We start from the raw sequence: 17,577 nt of genomic DNA on the forward strand, positions 1-17,577 counted from the left end.
ACGTAAATCGAACAGTCAGGCCAAAAAAAATCGATTGTTGTATCGGTTGATTCAACAATACTAGCCCCATTCGTCGTTGGGCCTCGCTGGCCCCTTATCCAAGAGGTGCTGCATGACCCGTTGTGCCGAGGCGCTCGTTCAGTTGCTGGAAGGCTATGGTGTTGAAACCGTCTTCGGCATTCCCGGCGTGCACACCGTCGAGTTGTATCGTGGCCTGCACGGCAGTCGCCTGAAGCACATCAGCCCGCGCCACGAGCAGGGCGCCGGGTTCATGGCCGACGGTTATGCCCGTGCCAGCGGCAAGCCCGGGGTGTGCTTCATCATCACCGGACCGGGCATGACCAACATCATCACCGCCATGGGCCAGGCCTATGCCGACTCGGTGCCGATGCTGGTGATTTCCACCTGCAACCGTCGCGAACACCTGCGCCTGGGCCATGGCCACCTGCATGAATTGCCGGATCAGCGCGCGCTGGTCGCCGGAGTCTGCGCCTTCAGCCATACGCTGCAACATCCGTCGCAATTGCCGGAAGTGCTGGCACGGGCCTTTGCCTTGTTTGGCTGTACGCGGCCGCGACCGGTGCACATCGAGATTCCGCTGGATGTGCTGGAAATGTCTGCCGACGGCCTGGACTTGCGCCCGCGTTCATTGCCGGCCGCACCGGCCCCGGCGCCGGAAGCCATCGATGACGCCGTGGCCCTGATCAACAACGCCAAGCGTCCGTTGATTCTCGCCGGTGGTGGCGCACGCCGGGCCAGTGAGGCCCTGACCGCACTCGCCGAACGCCTGCAGGCCCCCGTGGCGCTGACCACCAACGCCCGCGGTTTGCTGGCCCCCGAACATCCTTTGTTGCTCGACGGTGTGCAGTCCTCGGCCCATGGTCGCGAACTGTTTGCCGAGGCCGATGTGGTGCTGGCCGTCGGCACCGAACTCGGGGAAACCGACTACGACTTTTTCGGTCTTGGCCCTGTGCAGTTCAAGGCACCGCTGATTCGCCTGGACATCGATCCGCTGCAAATACTCGGCGTACAAGCGGCCACAGTCGGCTTGCTGGGCGATGCCGGGCAAGGCTTGCTGTTGTTGCTCGATCGACTGCCGCAGCGCCAGGCCGATCCAGCCTGGGCGGCTGAGCGAGTGAGCAAGGTCAACGCCCTCGAACACGCCGGCTGGAGCGCCCGACAATCCCGTATGCAAGCGCTGCTCGATACCCTGCGCGATCACTTGCCGCAGCCACTGATCGTCGGCGATTCGACCCAACCGGTGTACCAGGGCGCGCTCGGCTACCGGGCGCCAACCCCCAATAGCTGGTTCAACGCCGGCAGCGGCTACGGCACCCTCGGCTACGGTTTGCCCGCCGCCATCGGCGCCAAGCTGGCCCAACCCCTGCGCCCGGTGGTGGCGTTGGTCGGCGACGGTGGCTTGCAGTTTTCCAGTGCCGAACTGATCGCCGCCAAAGAGGCCGGCGTCGGCGTGATCCTGCTGCTGTGGAACAACAGCAGCTACGCCGAAATCCGCGACTACATGAACGCCAAGGCGGTGCCGTTGCTGGGGGTGGACATCCTCACACCGGACTTCGCCGCCCTCGCGCAAAGCTGTCATGTGGCCCATCACCGGGCACGCGACCTGGACGGTTTGCGCGAGCTGCTGGGGCAACTCGGCAGCAGCGATGAGCCGGTGATGATCGAGGTCGACGCCGCCATGTTTCTGGCTGACTAAAACAACAACAAATTTTTCAGGTCGCCGACACGCACAACGTCGGCAGACCTTTCAATCTCCTGAACTCAAAGGTGGCTTACATGGCTGAGTCCGATAACTTTTCCTCTACCCATTCCGCGCAGGGGACCTACGCCGACCTGATCCTCGCCAACGGGCGTATCTACACCCAGGACCCGGCCAACCCGTGGGCCGAGGCCGTGGCTATCCGCGACGGCAAGTTGATCGCAGTCGCCAGCCTCGGCCAGATCGAGATGTTCAAGGGCCCGAACACCCGCGTGCACGATCTGCAAGGCGCGTTCTGCATGCCGGGCCTGCACGATATGCACACGCACCCCGACCTCGCGTTGGCACCACGCTACGCCGATGACCTCGACGTCGGCATCGAAGACCCGACCCCGGAGCAGTTGCGCGAAAGCATCCTCGCCTACGCCGACAGCCATCCCGGCGACGGCTGGATCTACGGCCAGTACTGGGTGCGCTACACCTTCCGCGAGGCTGGCCTGACCCCCGGCCGCGAGTGGCTCGACAGCGTGATGCCGGACCGCCCGGTAGCACTGCTCGACCGCATGTGGGGCACCATGATGGTCAACTCCAAGGCCCTGGAGCTGGCCGGCATCGACCGCCACACGTCCGACCCGCGCAATGGTTATTTCGAGCGTGACGAGCTGACCGGCGAACCCACCGGCCTGATGATCGACGGTGCCTACGCGATGATCCACGCGGCCATGCCACCGACACCGGTCAGCGTGCTGCGTCGTGCCTACCGCGATGGCGTGCACTTCCAGAGCTCGCGCGGCGTCACGGCGAGCAAATACGTGCACGTCTGCGAACAGCGTTTGCAGGCCCTCAAGGAACTCGACGACAGCGGCGAACTGACGGTGCGCATCGAAGCGGCGATCAGTTGGCAGGACGACATCTTCCCGGTGCGTCGTCGCTGGGAGCTGCTGGCCGGCGAACGCCACTACTACCGCAGCGCGCGCCTGAGCGCCAACGCGGTGAAGTTCCACTTCGACGGCACCGTGGAGCCGAAGTCTTCGTACCTGCTGACCCCGTGGCCGCAGGAAAAGAGCTGGCGCGGCAAGCTCAACCTGACCCCGGAACACATCACCGACATGGTGGTGGACATGGACCGCAAGGGCATCCGCGTGATCGCCCACTGCACCGGCGACGGCGCCTCCGACGTGTTCCTCGATGCCGTGGCCGAGGCCCGTCGTCGCAACGGTTTCAGCGGTGTTCGCCACCAGTGCGCCCACAGCACCTTGCTGCACCCCGGCAACCTGCCGCGCTTCAAGGAACTGAATGTCATCGCCGAGTTTTCCCCGGCCGCCTGGTACCCGACGCCGTTCGCCAGCGGCGCGCGTTCCGGTTACGGCCAGGAACGCCTCAAGCGCATCTACGACTTCAAAGGCGTGCTCGCCGCCGGTGGCACTGCGGTGATGGGCACCGACTGGCCGGTGGCGTCCATCGACCCTTGGCTAGCGCTGGAAACCATGATCACCCGGCAGAACCCGTGGAACGACGACCCGGCGTGCTTCGGTGACCCGATCAGCCTCGAACAGGCGCTGACCGTGATCACCAGCAACGGCGCCGTGGCCATGGGCCTGGAGCACAGCACCGGCAGCCTGCAAGTGGGCAAGTCGGCGGACCTGATCGTCATCGACCGCGACCTGTTCGCTGCACCGGCACGCAACTACATTCACAAGACCCAGGTGCTGCTGACCTTCGTTGAAGGGCAACTGGTCTACGACCGCCACTCAACGCTGGAAACCGTCGGCCTCAAAGCCGTCTGGCAAGGCGAACCACCGGTGCTGGAGGGTAAGGCAGAATGACTTCCCCACGTATCGCCGTGACCGTGGTGTCGGGTTTTCTCGGCGCCGGTAAAACCACACTACTCAACCGTATGGTGCGCCGAGCCGAAGGCAGTCGGCTGGCGGTGATCGTCAACGATTTCGGCGAGCTGAACATCGATGCGGCCATCGTTTCCGAAGTCACCGACGCGGTGTACAGCCTGCAAAACGGCTGCATCTGCTGCACGGTGCAGGAAGACCTGCTGGCGCAGCTCGCCAGCCTGGCGCAGCTTGAACCAAGGTTGGAGCGCATCGTCATCGAGTGCAGCGGTGTGTCCGACCCGCAGCGCATCGTGCAGACCCTGGCTTATCCACAGCTGCGCAGCCAGATGCAACTGGACATGGTGATCACGGTGGTCGACGCCACCCGCCATCTGCAACTCGACGGTGAATACGCGCGCCTGGCTCGGGCGCAGGTGGCCGCTGCCGACCTGCTGTTGCTGAACAAGACCGACCTGGTCGATGAGGCGCAGTTGCAGGCCTTGCGCGATGCACTGGGCGCCAGGACGCGTGTGCATGAAAGTGTGCAAGCCGAGTTGCCCGATGCGTTGTGGCTGGATACCGATCTGGACCTTGAGCCTCGGGCCCGGAAACCACTGACCCGGGTGTCCGACGGCGATCACGGCGAGATGTTCAGCAGCTGGTTGTGGCAGAGCAACGCGGCCCTCGATGTCGAGTGCTTGCGAGGCTGGTTGAGGGCGTTGCCCAGCGATGTATTCCGGGTCAAAGGCCTGGTGCTGCTGACGCCGGGCAGCACGGCGCACTGGCTGCAACATGTCGGCACCCGCAGTCAGTTTCTGCCGGCACTGGATGACGCCCGGGCCGACGCCACACGCCTGGTGTTCATCGCTCGCCGGGGTTTCGATGGCTGGGAGGCATTGGGCCAAGGGCTGGAAGATTGCACTGTGAAAGAGGTTGCCGGGATATGACATCGACAGAGCAACGTTTGCGTGAAGAGTTGGCGGCCTGCTACCGCCTGATTGCACACTTTCGCATGACCGATTTGATCTTTACCCACATCTCGGTGCGCATTCCGGGGCCGGAGCATCACTTTCTGATCAACCCTTACGGGCTGATGTTCGAGGAAATCACCGCGTCGAACCTGGTGAAAATCGACCTCGATGGCCACGCGGTGGAGTCGTCGCCGTACCCGGTGAATCCGGCCGGCTTCGTGATTCACAGCGCCATCCACGGTGCTCGTGAAGATGCGCAATGCGTGCTGCACACCCACACCAGATCCGGGTGCGCGGTGGCGGCGTTGAAGTGCGGGTTGTTGCCGGTGAACCAGATTTCCATGGAGTTCTATGGCCGCGTCGCTTATCACGATTACGAAGGCGTGGCGCTGGACCTGAGCGAGCAGCAACGGCTGGTGGCGGACATGGGTGACAAGCCGGTGATGATGCTGCGCAACCATGGCTTGCTGACGGTGGGCGAGACGGTGGGGCAGGCGTTCCTGCGCATGTATTACCTGGAGAAGGCCTGTGAAATCCAGTTGGCCGCGCAAGCGGCCGGTGAAATTGTTCTGCCGTCGCACGAAGTCTGCGCGCATACCGAGCGGCAGTTCAATGATCCGGGGCGTCCGTTGGATGAGGGTGAGTTGAACGATCCGGATGCCATGCAACTGGCGTGGGCGGCGTTGTTGCGGATGTTGGATCGGGTGGCGCCGGGGTATCGGGACTGATTCGGATTCCCGGTTGTTTGGGCTGGCCTCTTCGCGAGCAAGCCCGCTCCCACAGGGGAATGCATTCCAAATGTGGGAGCGGGCTTGCTCGCGAAGCAGGCGCCGCGGTCTCTCAGGCCTGCCGCGGTGTATTCAGGTTCATCGACCGCACCGCCAGCGCCGACGCTGTCTCTTCATCGATCGGCAACGAAAACCGAAAGGTCGCCCCCCGCCCCGGCACATCGATCAACTGAATCTCGCGCCCGTGCAATTGCAGGATGCGATGCACAATCCGCAGCCCCAACCCCCCATCACGCCGTGCGCCGCCGATGTTGAACGGGCGCAGAAACAAACCTTCGCGCAGTTCCGGGGCGATGCCGGGGCCTGTATCACTGACAGTGACTTCGATGTACGACCCTTGCGGACGCAGGCCCAGTTCGATGTCGCCACCTGGCGGTGTATGGCGCAAGGCATTGTCGAACAGGTTGGTCAGCACCCGCTCGATCAACCCGAGATCCGCGCAGGCGGCCGAGACGTTCGGCGCGAACGTGGCCTTCAGTTCAACTTTGCGCGCTTCGGCGGTGAGTTCGAATTTCTGGAAGATGTCCTGGGCCAGGTCGGTCAGGGAAAAACGCTCCAGCACCGGTTGCACGAAGCCGTGCTCCAGCCGCACCAGTTCCAGCAGCGACTGCGCCAGACCACCGACCTTGCGGCTCTGGTCCAGGGCGATACCGAGGTAGCGACGGCGGTCGGCAGGGGACAGCGTGGCGTCCTTGAGCGACAGGGTTTCCAGATAGCCGTGCAGCGAGGCCAGCGGCGTGCGCAAGTCGTGGGAGATGTTCGCCACCAGTTCGCGGCGCTCCTGGTCCTGGCGGGTCAACGAACGCCATTGCTCGCCCAGGCGGGCCTGCATCTGCCGGAACGCGGCATCGAGTACGGCGATTTCATCGTGGCTGGCGGCCTTTTCCATCGCGACGGGCAGGGCCGGCGTGACCGGTACGCCATCGATGTCGAACTGGCTGACGGTTTCGGTCAAGCGGCGCAACGGCCGGGTGATCAGGGCAAACGCGGTCAGACCGGCAATCAGGCACAGCAATGCCACCAGGCCGATGGACAGCAGTGCTGTGTTGAGCGCCGCGCTGGTTGCACCGCGTTCGGCCAGGCGGTCGTGATCCTCACCGAGCAGGACCACGTAGAGATAGCCCACCGGTTTGCCATCCACCTTCAGCGGTGCTGCGCTGAACACTTTACGGGCATCGACGCTGCGCGGGTCGTCGCCGGGAATCGGCAGCGGATCGCCCCGCAGCAGGCGCTGGATCGGCGCGAGGTCGACCCGCTCCCGACGGATCCGGCCCTCGGGCGCGGCACTGCCGACAATCTTGCCCTCGGTGTCGAGCAGGTACACCTCGACACTGGGGTTGACCTGCATCAGCTTGCTGAACAAATCGCGCACGGCATTGGGCATCAGACCCTGGGTGTCCATCAGCACGGTGTCGCTGGCGATGTGCTGCGCCAGGTCGCGAGACAAGCCTTGCACCACTTCCTGTTCATGCATCTGGTTGGAGCGCACCTGCATCCACGCCGACGTGCCGCAGCACACCAGCAGCAGCACGGCGAACACCAGAGACAGGCGTTGCGTCAGGGTCAGCCTCATGGCTGCGGCTCCTCCCCGGTGGCGAACTTGTAGCCGCGGCCCCAGACAGTGAGGATGCGTACGGGCTGCGCGGGGTCGGCCTCGATCTTGGCGCGCAGGCGGTTGATGTGGGTGTTGACCGTGTGCTCGTAGCCTTCGTGGCTGTAGCCCCACACGGCGTTGAGCAGGTCCATGCGCGAAAATACCTTGCCGGGCTGGCGGGCGAAGAAGTACAGCAAGTCGAATTCCCGGGGTGTGAGGTCCAGGCGTCGTCCGTCGAGGGCCACCTCGCGGGTGATCGGGTCGATGGCCAGTCCGTCGGTGAGCAGGCTGCCGGCGTCCATCTTCAGGTTGCGTGCCATGGCATCGACCCGACGCAGCAGCGCCTTGACCCGGGCCACCAGTTCGAGCATGGAAAAGGGCTTGGCCAGGTAGTCGTCGGCGCCCAGTTCGAGGCCGAGAATCCGGTGCACTTCGCTGGAGCGCGCGCTGGTGATGATGATGGGCGTGTAGCGCGCCATGGCCCGGGCGCGGCGGCAGATTTCCAGGCCGTCGACACCGGGCAGCATCAGGTCGAGGACCAGTGCGTCCCAGTTGCCTTGCTGCAGCAGGCGCATGCCTTCATCGCCATCGGCGCTGTGCACCACCTCGAACTGCTCATCGCGAAGATGCAGGCAGATCAGGTCGGCGATGTGCTGGTCGTCCTCGACCACGAGGACGCGTTTGGTCTGTTCCATCCAGGTCAATCCTTCAGCGCATTGTGCGTAGTGCCACTCACTGTAGGAGCTGCCGCAGGCTGCGATCTTGTTTTTAAAGATCAAAAGATCGCAGCCTGCGGCAGCTCCTACAGTGAAGCCAGTGAAGCCAGTGAAGTCAGTGAAGCCAGTTAAGGGCATACCCATTGTGCGGGTTTTTCGGGGCCCGAGTTATCACGAATTGTTTAACTTCCCGTGAGGATTTGGCGATCACCCAAAGCCTAGGCTGTGTTCCATGAAACACCCCTGGAATTTTGGAGGCGAGCATGTTTTCACGACGGCAATTTCTTCTGGCGGGCGGCGGGTTGGGCGTTGCAGCCCTGGCGATCGGCCTGTTGCCGAAGTTTTCCACAGGCTCGGCCTTGATCAGTGAGGCCAGCGCGGCCGAGGAGTTCGAAGTGACCCACAGCGACAGCGAATGGCACGCGATCCTCAGTGACGAGCAGTACGACATCCTGCGCGAGGAGGGCACCGAACGGGCCTACAGCAGCCCGCTGAACAACGAGCACCGCGACGGTACTTTCGCCTGTGCCGGTTGCGACCTGCCGCTGTTTTCCTCGGCCACCAAGTTCGACAGCCGCACCGGTTGGCCGAGTTTCTGGGCTCCGCTGGACAAGGCCGTGGCCACCCGGCAGGACCGTGCGTTCGGCATGGTCCGCGAGGAGGTGCACTGCCGGCGCTGTGGCGGGCATCTGGGCCATGTCTTCGATGACGGCCCGAAACCCACCGGCCTGCGCTACTGCATGAACGGCCTGGCGCTGAAATTCGTGCCGAAGACGGTGTGATTCCCTTCCACTCACTTTTTGCAGGTAAACGCCATGTGGCTGCTGGTCCTCGCTTATCTCGGTGGTGTGCTGACGATTGTCAGCCCATGCATTCTGCCGGTGTTGCCGTTTGTCTTCGCCCGCACCGGCCAACCCTTCGTCAAAAGCGGATTGCCGCTGCTGGTCGGGATGGCGCTGACCTTCGCGCTGGTTGCCACATTGGCCGCGGTGGGCGGAGGCTGGGTGGTGCAGCTCAATCAGTACGGGCGCTGGCTGGCGCTGGTGTTCGTCGCGTTGTTCGGCCTGACGCTGTTGTTGCCGCAGTTGGCTGAACGCCTGACCCGGCCGCTGGTGGCGGCGGGCAGTCGTTTGTCGGAAGCGGCAGGCGCCGATGCGCGGCCACGTCCCGGTGCTTCGTTCCTGATAGGCGTCGCCACCGGCCTGCTGTGGGCACCCTGCGCCGGGCCGATCCTGGGCCTGCTGCTGACGGGTGCGGCGCTGCAAGGCGCGAGCATCCAGACCACCTTTTTGCTGTTGGCTTATGCCGCGGGGGCTGCCACTTCCCTTGCGCTGGCGTTGCTGTTGGGCGGCAAGGTTTTCACGGCGATGAAACGCTCGATTGGCGCAGGCGAATGGCTCCGTCGCGGCCTGGGCGCTGCGATGCTGGCCGGTGTGGCGGCGATTGCCCTGGGCCTGGACACGGGGATTCTGGCGCGTTTTTCCACGGCGTCTACCGGTGGTATCGAGCAAGCGTTGGTGGAGAAACTGTCCGGCAAGTTACCGCGTAACAGCGGGGCGATGATGGCGCAGAACTCAACTACCGCGGGCGCGGTGCAGGTGGCCGAGAAGTCCCCGGGCACCTTGCCGGTCGAAGGCAGCCTGCCGCCACTGGAGGGCGCCGTGCAATGGCTCAACTCGCCACCCCTCGATGCCCAGGCCTTGAAAGGCAAGGTGGTGCTGGTGGACTTCTGGACCTACTCCTGCATCAACTGCCTGCGCTCGCTGCCCTATGTGAAAGCCTGGGCCGAGAAGTATCGCGATCAGGGCCTGGTGGTGATCGGTGTGCATGCGCCGGAGTTTGCCTTCGAGCGTGACGTCAACAACGTCACCAAAGCCATGAAGGACCTGGGCATCCACTACCCGGTGGCCATCGACAACGAGTTCAAGATCTGGCGCGCCTTCAACAACGAGTACTGGCCGGCGCATTACTTTGCCGACGCCCAGGGCCGTATTCGTTATCACCACTTCGGTGAAGGCGAGTACGCCGAGTCGGAGCGGGTCATCCAGCAACTGCTGCGTGAGGCGGGTGGCAAGGTGTCGGACGGGCTGATCGAGGCCAAGGCCGATGGCGTGCAAATGGCGCCGGACAGCAGCGAAGTGCAGTCGCCGGAAACCTATGTCGGCTACCAGCGTGCCGAGCATTTCGTGCCGCAAACCGCGCTGGTGCCGGACAAGGTCGCCACCTACAACCCGCCTGCACAACTGGCGCTCAACGACTGGAGCCTGAGCGGTCAGTGGCATGTCGGCTCCGAGCGAGCCACCGCCAGCGCAACGGACAGCCGCATCGTCTACCGCTTCCACGCCCGTGACTTGCATCTGGTGCTGGGTCCCGGTGCCGATGGCAAACCGGTGCGCTTCAAGGTGCTGATCGACGGCAAGACACCGGGTGACGACCACGGTATGGATGTGGCGCCCGATGGCAGCGGCACCGTGACCGAGCAGCGTTTGTATCAACTGGTGCGCCAGAGCGGTGGTGTGCAAGACCGGACCTTCAGCATCGAGTTTCTTGATCCGGGCGCATCGGCCTACGCCTTTACCTTCGGCTGATTGCCCTTGTTTTTTTCAGGAGTCCATTTCATGAAAACCCTGTTCACCTGGCGCCGTACATTCTTGGGGCTGGCCGCTGCCGGCATCATCAGCCAATGCTCGGCCTTCTCCTTCGGTGGTGCCGAAGAGGCGGTGGTCATTCCACCGCCGGCCCTCGACGAAACCACCCAGGCCCGCAGCGAAACCGCGGTGTTCGCCGGCGGCTGCTTCTGGGGTGTCCAAGGGGTGTTCCAGCATGTCAAAGGCGTGAAAAACGCCGTCTCCGGTTACGCGGGCGGGGCGGCCGATACCGCGCAATACGAGCGCGTCAGCGACGGCAATACCGGTCATGCGGAGTCGGTCGAAGTCACTTTCGATCCCGCTCAGGTCAGCTACGGTACCTTGCTGCAAATCTACTTCTCGGTGGCGCACAACCCGACCGAACTCAATCGCCAGGGACCGGACACCGGCACCCAGTATCGTTCGGCGATCTTTACCAGGAGCAGCGAACAGCAACGAGTCGCCCGGGCCTACATTGCCCAGCTCGATGCCGCCAAGTCGTTCAACAAACCGATCGTGACCCGACTGGAAAGCTACAACGGCTTCTACCCGGCGGAGGAGGAACATCAGGACTTTCTCACCGAACATCCGACCTATCCCTATATCGTCATCAACGATCTACCGAAAGTGGCGCAGCTCAAGCAGCTGTACCCGGATCGCTATCAGGAGCAACCGGTGCTGGTGAAGGCGGGGAGGTAAGGGGTTATCCCGAGATCACGTTCTTGCCGGCCATTTTCGAGCGGTACAGCGCCTGATCGGCCCGTGCCATCAGGCCAGTCTGCTGTTCTTCCTCAAAGCGCTGGACCACGCCGAAACTCATGGTCACCTGAAAGTCTCCCATGGGCAGCAAGTCCGCAAGGCCGTGGCGGATCTTCTCGGCGAGGCTCCGGGCTTCGGCCAACGGGGTGTTGGGCAGCGTCATGATGAACTCGTCGCCGCCCCAACGGGCCAGCAGGTCGCCCTCGCGCACGAAGCGTTTGACGTTCTCGACCACATGCACCAGCGCGGCATCGCCCAAGGCATGGCCGTAGTGATCGTTGATGATCTTGAAGTCGTCGATGTCCATGGCGATCAAGGACAGGGGTTCACGAAAGCGCTGGGCACGGTCGCAGGCCTGGGGCAGGACCTGTTCGAGTCGATAGCGATTGGCAACGGCGGTCAGCGTATCGGTTTGCGCCAGCTTGCGGTTTTCTTCGAGCTGCAGCTGCAATTGATGATTGACCCGTGACAACTCCTGAGTGCGTTCTTCGATCAACGCTTCGAGGGAGTGATTGCGTCGTTCGAGCGCCTCGAACAGTCGGCGCTTGTCTTCAATGCTGCGGTGCGCGCCAATCATCCGCGCTACCGAACCATCGGCATTGCGCGCCAGGATGTGGCCGCGGTCTTCTATCCACAGGTAGCTGCCGTCCTGCATGCGGCAGCGATATTCGGCCTGATAACCGCAGGCACGCTGGCTCAGGTAGTCGTCAAACAGGGCCATGACGCGTGGGTAGTCATCGGGATGGATGACGTTTTCCCAAGTCAGCACGTTGTTGTCCAGGGAGTGAGGCGTATAGCCGAGCATCTCGTACCAGCGCGCCGTGCGGTAGACGAAGCCGGTGTTGGCGTTCCAGTCCCAAATGCCGTCGCTGACCAGCTCGAGAATGGTGTGCAGCATGCCGTCGCTCATGTCTTCGACATTGAACTTCAACGGTTCGATATTCGACGCTTCGCCCATCTGAGCTCTCCTTGCCAGTGACTCGCCTGTCAGCAGATTAGTGCATGGCCTGTTCGGCCGACTAGTGCTTGCCCCACATCTGTACGGCGAATTCGACGAAGCGTCGCAGTTTCGGCAAACGGTGGCGATCCTGGGCATAGACCAGGTGCATCGGCCGGCTGGGCGGGCAGTAATCGGGCATCAGGGCCAACAGCTTTCCGTCCTTGAGGTCCTGCTCGACCAGGGCGTCGGGCATCATCACGATGCCCATGCCGGTCCGCGCCGCCTGATGCAAACCGGCCGAACTGTTGATCAGCATCGGCCCGCCGACCCCCACGCTGACTTCGCCCTCGGGACCGGCCAGGCGCCATTCCTTTTGCACCGATTGCCAGTCGTCCCCGGCCGGATAGGCAAAGGACAGGCAGTCGTGGTGTCGCAGATCTTCAGGCGTTTGCGGGGTGCCGCGACGGGCCAGATAGTCCGGTGACGCACACATGGTCAGGGTGTAGTCGATCAGCGGGCGGGCGATCAGGTTGGAGGGCTCCAGCGCGCCGAGGCGAAAGGCTACGTCCAGTCCGTTTTCCAGCAGATCCGGGCGCCGGTTGGTCAGTACCACGTCGAGTTTCACCCGCGGGTTTTGCCGGCTGAATTCACTCAGCGCCGGTGCCAGGCGTTCGGTGCCGAAGGTCAGGGGAGCGGTGATGCGCAGCGTCCCGCTCGGTTCGTCGAGGGCCTGCTCGGCCAGACGCTCGGAATCGGCCACCAGCCCCAGCACTTCCAGGCAACGCTGGTAATACGCGACGCCGAACTCGGTCAGCCGCTGACGCCGCGTCGTGCGGTTGAGCAGGCGCACACCCAGGCGCTGCTCCAGGGCCTTGAGGTGGTTGCCGACCATGGTCGTGGACATATCGCACTGAAAAGCGGCGGCGGTCATGCTGCCGGTCTCCACCACTTTCACGTAGACGCTCATTGCCTGGAACAGATCCATTATCAAGACCAGCTTTTAAATGATTGAAGTTTTACAGCGTTTATCCAGCTCAGGTGGCTAACCATACTGCAAAAACACCGACCCTTGCTGGAGCTTGACGTCATGACCGCCGCCTGCCTGATGAGCACTTACCAACCCTTGGCCCTGAGTTTCGACAAGGGCCTGGGCACTCGCCTGTGGGATCAGGCCGGGCGCGAATACCTGGATGCAGTCGCCGGTGTGGCGGTGACCAACGTCGGCCACTCCCACCCGAAAATCGTCGCCGCCATCGTTGAACAGGCCGGGTTACTGCTGCACACGTCGAACCTCTACAGCATCGACTGGCAACAACGGCTGGCGCAGAAACTGACGCGGCTGGCGGGCATGGATCGGGCGTTTTTCAACAACTCCGGGGCCGAAGCCAACGAAACCGCACTGAAAATCGCCCGGCTGCATGGCTGGCACAAAGGTATCGAACAGCCGCTGGTGGTGGTCATGGAGAACGCGTTCCATGGCCGCACCCTCGGCACCTTGTCGGCCAGCGACGGCCCGGCGGTGCGTCTGGGGTTCAACCAGCTGCCGGGGGATTTCGTCAAAGTGCCGTTCGGCGACCTCGATGCGCTGGACAAGGTGCAACAGATTTACGGTTCGCGGATCGTGGCGGTGCTGATGGAGCCGATCCAGGGCGAAGGCGGCGTGCAACTGGCGCCACCGGGCTATCTCAAGGCCGTGCGCGAGCTGTGCAACCGGCGCTCGTGGCTGTTGATGCTCGATGAAATCCAGACCGGCATCGGCCGCACCGGGCGGTGGTTCGCCTTTCAGCACGAAGACATCGTTCCGGACGTCATGACCCTGGCCAAAGGCCTGGGCAACGGCGTGCCCATCGGCGCTTGCCTGGCCCGTGGCAAGGCGGCCGAACTGTTCACGCCGGGCAGCCACGGCAGCACTTTCGGCGGTAATCCGTTGGCCTGCCGGGTCGGTTGCACCGTGCTGGATATCGTTGAAGAACAAGGCCTGCTGGAAAACGCACGGCTCCAGGGTGCGCGCCTGCTCGACAGATTGCGCACCGAGTTGGCGGACAACCCGAACGTCATGGCGATCCGTGGTCAGGGGCTGATGATCGGCATCGAACTCAAGCAACCGATCCGTGACCTGAGCCTGATCGCTGCGCGGGATCATGGTTTGCTGATCAACGTCACGCGGGGGAAAACCATTCGCCTGCTACCGCCGCTGACGCTTGATGGGCGGGAGGTGGAGATGATTGTCAGGGGGGTGAGTGGTGTGGTGAAGGAGGGCTGAAGTTCTGCTCAGTAATGGTATCTGCACATCACGACGCGTATTTCGCCGTCTTCAACGGCGTAGACCAGACGATGTTCAGCCGTAATCCGGCGTGACCAGAATCCGCTCAAGTTATGCTTGAGCGGTTCGGGTTTTCCCAGACCGTCGAAGGGCTCGCGCTGGATAGCCTTGATCAACAGGTTGATACGTTTGAGCCCGGCCTTATCGTTCTGCTGGAACCAGAGATAATCGTCCCAGGCTTCCGGGGTGAACTCGATATTCATTCTTCAATCAGTTGCCGGGTTTTGGTTTTTCCGGCTCGCAGGTTACCGATTGATTTGATCAGGCGCTCAGCGTTGGCGGGGGAGCGCAGCAGATAGGCTGTCTCTTCGAGAGCGTTGTATTCGGCCAATGACATCATCACTACCGGCTCGCCTTTCTGACGGGTTACCAGTAGCGGGGCGCGATCTTCATTCACCCGGTCCATGGTTTGCGCCAGGTGTGCCCGAGCGTTGGTGTAGTTGATGGTTTCCATGTGATTGTCCTCGCTTGATGCAAAGACCGTACAGAAATGAGTACATGTTAGCAAGGCGATACCTACGAGTGGTTGTTACGCAGACAGTGCATCCACGTCTGTATCGAGTATCGCCGAATGGTCCTCAGGACGTTTCCGTGCCTGATGTAATCCCATTCTGAGCTACATGCCATCCATTGGGTTTGTGTCCAATCACCGCTGCGCAAACCTACAGGTGATGAATCAGCGCTGCGATTTCCCTTCGATCCGCCAATCGGATTTTTTCGCCACAAAACCCATCGAAAAGGCGCTGGTGCGCAAAAAATCCGCTTGAATCATCACGCTTGCGGTAGCTGCCCGCCCACTCCAGCATTGCCACCAACCGTTCGTCATCCTGCGTTTCCCGTTGGTGAATGTTGGCGACGCAATCCTCGTCATCGACACACAGCCAGATCAACGCTGTGGCGCGGTGGAGGATTTCGCTGATGATCCAGCCGTAAACGCCTTCGATTACCCAGCGCTGCTCGTCGGCCGCGATCCGTGCCATGGCCAATGCTTCGGCGCGGGGGCGGGGGATGCTGTGTTCGTCGGACAGCCAGTGAATCCGGTCGAGATCGGTCCAGGGCTCACGCAATTGCTCGGCCAGCCGCTGCGCCAGCCAGCTCTTGCCGGAGCCGGAGTTGCCGATGATCAGGGTGCGGGTGAGGTCCATGTCGAGTTGCCTCTACCTATGTGCCTGACGAGGATCACTGTGGGAGCGAGCTTGCTCGCGATGACGGACTCAAAGCCAACATCGATGTCGACTGATACGCCGCCATCGCGAGCAAGCTCGCTCCCACAGGGGTTATACCTTTAGTACTCACCCTCCGGCGCAACCATTCGTGTCTTTGGTGAGCCATTGGCGTTGTGTTGAAAAATGTCCTGCGGCTGACCCTTTTCATTGAAGAACACTTGCCCGATCCCCGCCGAGTTCCACAGCCGTTCTCCGGCTTCGGCGTGTTCCGGGACATGCGGCACGATGCGCATGCGTCGACGTTTGGTCAGCCAGTTCAGCGGCGAGCGTGGTGAGTACAGCCAGCGGTTGAGGCGGTCGAACCATTCGAGCAGGGTGGCCGGGAATTCGTTCTTGATGCCGCTGCTGGTGATCTGCCAGATGCGTGGCCCGGCCTTGCGATGGCGGATCAGCACTTCGTAGACGAAGGAGTAGTGCACATCGCCCGACAGCACCACGTAGTTACCCGGCGTGCGCGAGTGGCGGAATATGTTCAGGATCACTTGGGCCGCGCCGCGGTGGGCCATCCAGTTTTCCGCGTCCACCAGCAGTGGATAGCCGCACCAGCTGAAGACCCGCTGCACGGTTTCAATCAGTTTGACGCCGAAGATCGGTGCCGGTGAAACGATGATCGCGCTCGGGTGGTCCAGCAGTTCCTGTTGCAGTTCGCTCAGGGCTTCCCAGTCGAGCAGGCCGGAAGGCTGCTTGAGGTTCATTTCGCTGCGCCAGCGCCGGGTACGGGTGTCGATCACGACCATGGCCGGGGTGGTCGGCAGCACGTAATGCCAGTGCTGGAATTTCAGCAGATCATCGATCAGATCGTCCTGAACCCTGCTGTCGAGGTGGCGCTCCTGTGGGCTGGTGCTCAACGCACCGGCCTTGTGCAGCAGGGCAGCGAAGGCATCCGGGTTGTTGCCCCAGCCCTGGCACAGCATGTATGCCAGCAGTGCGTTGCCGATGATGCGCCGGGAGAACGGATGGCCGTAGGCCGTTTCCTCCCATTGCGCGGACAGGTTCCAGTCATCGGTGATGTCGTGGTCGTCGAACATCATCAGCGTCGGCAGATGCGCCAGTGCCCGCGCGACGTTGCCGAGGCCGGCCGTGAAGGCATCGATGCGCGTCTGTTCAAGGGCGTAGAGCTGGAGCCGTTCCGGTGTCAGCGTCGGTGCCTGGGGGGCGATCAGGGTCCAGGGCACTGGGGACCAGACCAACAAGTACATGGCCATGACTTCGGCGAAGGTCACCAGGTGATTGTCGGCACTGCTACTGGTGAAGATCGGCTTGCGTGCGCCACCGAAGAAACGCTCGCGCAGGGTTTCATTGCTTTGCAGCGCCGGCAGCAGGTCCGCACGGTGGTAGTAACTGGCCGGATGCTCGTAGAGCCTGGCGCTGTCGCTGACCACGGCGCCTTCGAGGTGTTCGCCGAACAGGCCCAGGCGCTCGATCAAGGCGTGAATCGCCCGCAGCATTGGCCCCGCGACATCGTCGGCATAGACCTGATCGCCGGTCATCATCAGCAGTGCCGGGCGGTCCTCGGCTGCATGTTCCTGCGCCAGCAACCGGTCGACGCAGAGCAAGCCGTCTGCCACCGGGTGGTGAGGTTTGCGGCAAGAGCCGTGCAGCAATTGATCGACCCGTGCGCGCAGGACGAAGTTCGGGCAAGGGGCATCGCCGTACAGCAGGTGCGGCGCCCAGTCGGCGATGCCGTGTTCTGCGCCGTCGATCAGCAGGTCGTAGTCGATCGACTCGTCGTAGGGCAGGGCGCCATCGAGTGGCACGTCGATCAAGTGCACAAAGGCATGAGCCCCTACGGCAATCACCGTGCATTGCCCGCTATCGAGGCGGATGTCACCGACGCCCCGCAGGCGCAAGGTCAACGCCAGCGCCCGGGAACCCACCAGCCACAGCACCAGCCGCGTGGGCTCGAGGCGCCGCAGCAGCGGGCCTGCCAGGACCGGCGGCAGGGCTGGGTGATCATCGGGCAGTGGCAGTGTTTCGGACATCCGGGGTCAAGGCTCTTGGGGCATCGAGGCGGGCGATGATAGCGCAGGTGACGACGGGGAAGGCTAGAGTGAGTCTGCCGCGCCATGTGTCGGCATTTTTCAACA

16 protein-coding genes are annotated in these 17,577 nt (G+C 62.8%); 8 read left to right on the forward strand and 8 right to left on the reverse strand.

The window, feature by feature from the left end; genetic code table 11:
- Window positions 1-112: 112 nt before the first annotated feature.
- From ACEN83_RS04110 to ACEN83_RS04125, 4 genes are all read left to right on the forward strand, one after another.
- The gene (locus ACEN83_RS04110) at window positions 113-1,717 is read left to right on the forward strand and encodes a 5-guanidino-2-oxopentanoate decarboxylase (protein ID WP_495579565.1); all 1,605 of its coding nucleotides are present in this window, start codon (window positions 113-115) and stop codon (window positions 1,715-1,717) included.
- A gap of 80 nt (window positions 1,718-1,797) precedes the next feature.
- Complete coding sequence (locus tag ACEN83_RS04115) at window positions 1,798-3,546, forward strand: amidohydrolase (protein ID WP_495579566.1); 1,749 nt, start codon at window positions 1,798-1,800, stop codon at window positions 3,544-3,546.
- Window positions 3,543-4,493 carry a CobW family GTP-binding protein gene (locus tag ACEN83_RS04120; RefSeq protein WP_495579567.1) on the forward strand — a complete coding sequence of 317 codons (951 nt, stop codon included), beginning with the start codon at window positions 3,543-3,545 and terminating at the stop codon, window positions 4,491-4,493. Before ACEN83_RS04115 ends, ACEN83_RS04120 begins: the two co-directional genes overlap by 4 nt.
- Window positions 4,490-5,245 carry a class II aldolase/adducin family protein gene (locus tag ACEN83_RS04125; protein WP_495579568.1) on the forward strand — a complete coding sequence of 252 codons (756 nt, stop codon included), beginning with the start codon at window positions 4,490-4,492 and terminating at the stop codon, window positions 5,243-5,245. Before ACEN83_RS04120 ends, ACEN83_RS04125 begins: the two co-directional genes overlap by 4 nt.
- A gap of 112 nt (window positions 5,246-5,357) precedes the next feature.
- Here the strand turns inward: ACEN83_RS04125 and ACEN83_RS04130 are convergent, their stop codons facing one another.
- A complete protein-coding gene (locus tag ACEN83_RS04130) occupies window positions 5,358-6,878 on the reverse strand; it encodes a sensor histidine kinase (RefSeq protein ID WP_495579569.1) in 1,521 nt (506 codons plus the stop codon).
- Window positions 6,875-7,594: a response regulator transcription factor gene (locus ACEN83_RS04135; RefSeq protein ID WP_116581040.1), complete on the reverse strand. Its 720-nt coding sequence runs from the start codon at window positions 7,592-7,594 to the stop codon at window positions 6,875-6,877. The genes ACEN83_RS04130 and ACEN83_RS04135 overlap by 4 nt, the downstream gene beginning before the upstream one ends.
- Window positions 7,595-7,878: 284 nt before the next feature.
- Between ACEN83_RS04135 and msrB the strand changes: the two genes are divergently transcribed.
- From msrB to msrA, 3 genes are read left to right on the forward strand one after another with little or no spacing between them, the layout of a single operon-like run.
- Window positions 7,879-8,397, forward strand: a complete 519-nt coding sequence (msrB, locus tag ACEN83_RS04140) for a peptide-methionine (R)-S-oxide reductase MsrB (protein ID WP_495579570.1) — start codon at window positions 7,879-7,881, stop codon at window positions 8,395-8,397.
- Between the two features lie 33 nt (window positions 8,398-8,430).
- Window positions 8,431-10,203 carry a cytochrome c biogenesis protein DipZ gene (locus tag ACEN83_RS04145; RefSeq protein WP_495579571.1) on the forward strand — a complete coding sequence of 591 codons (1,773 nt, stop codon included), beginning with the start codon at window positions 8,431-8,433 and terminating at the stop codon, window positions 10,201-10,203.
- 30 nt (window positions 10,204-10,233) lie between these two features.
- Window positions 10,234-10,941, forward strand: coding sequence for a peptide-methionine (S)-S-oxide reductase MsrA (gene msrA, locus ACEN83_RS04150; RefSeq protein WP_495579572.1), 708 nt, complete (start codon window positions 10,234-10,236; stop codon window positions 10,939-10,941).
- 4 nt (window positions 10,942-10,945) lie between these two features.
- Here the strand turns inward: msrA and ACEN83_RS04155 are convergent, their stop codons facing one another.
- Together ACEN83_RS04155 and ACEN83_RS04160 are read right to left on the reverse strand one after the other, a co-directional pair.
- Window positions 10,946-11,959 (reverse strand): sensor domain-containing diguanylate cyclase, encoded by a 1,014-nt coding sequence (locus ACEN83_RS04155; RefSeq protein ID WP_495579573.1) that lies wholly within the window; start codon window positions 11,957-11,959, stop codon window positions 10,946-10,948.
- Between the two features lie 61 nt (window positions 11,960-12,020).
- Window positions 12,021-12,926, reverse strand: a complete 906-nt coding sequence (locus tag ACEN83_RS04160) for a LysR family transcriptional regulator (RefSeq protein WP_495579574.1) — start codon at window positions 12,924-12,926, stop codon at window positions 12,021-12,023.
- A 102-nt stretch (window positions 12,927-13,028) separates the two neighbouring features.
- On the opposite strand from ACEN83_RS04160, the gene ACEN83_RS04165 reads away from it, so the two are divergent.
- Complete coding sequence (locus ACEN83_RS04165) at window positions 13,029-14,204, forward strand: aspartate aminotransferase family protein (RefSeq protein WP_495579575.1); 1,176 nt, start codon at window positions 13,029-13,031, stop codon at window positions 14,202-14,204.
- Window positions 14,205-14,212: 8 nt separating this feature from the next.
- Here ACEN83_RS04165 and ACEN83_RS04170 read toward each other — a convergent pair whose 3' ends face one another.
- The 4 genes from ACEN83_RS04170 to ACEN83_RS04185 form a co-directional block, all read right to left on the reverse strand.
- Entirely contained in the window at window positions 14,213-14,467 is a 255-nt protein-coding gene (locus tag ACEN83_RS04170; RefSeq protein ID WP_015093589.1) for a Txe/YoeB family addiction module toxin, read from the reverse strand.
- Window positions 14,464-14,718 carry a type II toxin-antitoxin system prevent-host-death family antitoxin gene (locus tag ACEN83_RS04175; protein WP_056728535.1) on the reverse strand — a complete coding sequence of 85 codons (255 nt, stop codon included), beginning with the start codon at window positions 14,716-14,718 and terminating at the stop codon, window positions 14,464-14,466. The genes ACEN83_RS04170 and ACEN83_RS04175 overlap by 4 nt, the downstream gene beginning before the upstream one ends.
- A 208-nt stretch (window positions 14,719-14,926) precedes the next feature.
- The gene (locus ACEN83_RS04180; RefSeq protein WP_495579576.1) at window positions 14,927-15,409 is read right to left on the reverse strand and encodes a P-loop NTPase family protein; all 483 of its coding nucleotides are present in this window, start codon (window positions 15,407-15,409) and stop codon (window positions 14,927-14,929) included.
- A 140-nt stretch (window positions 15,410-15,549) separates the two neighbouring features.
- Window positions 15,550-17,472 (reverse strand): alkaline phosphatase D family protein, encoded by a 1,923-nt coding sequence (locus ACEN83_RS04185; RefSeq protein WP_495579577.1) that lies wholly within the window; start codon window positions 17,470-17,472, stop codon window positions 15,550-15,552.
- Window positions 17,473-17,577 lie beyond the last annotated feature (105 nt).

It is taken from the genome of Pseudomonas sp. Pseusp49 (assembly GCF_059491875.1).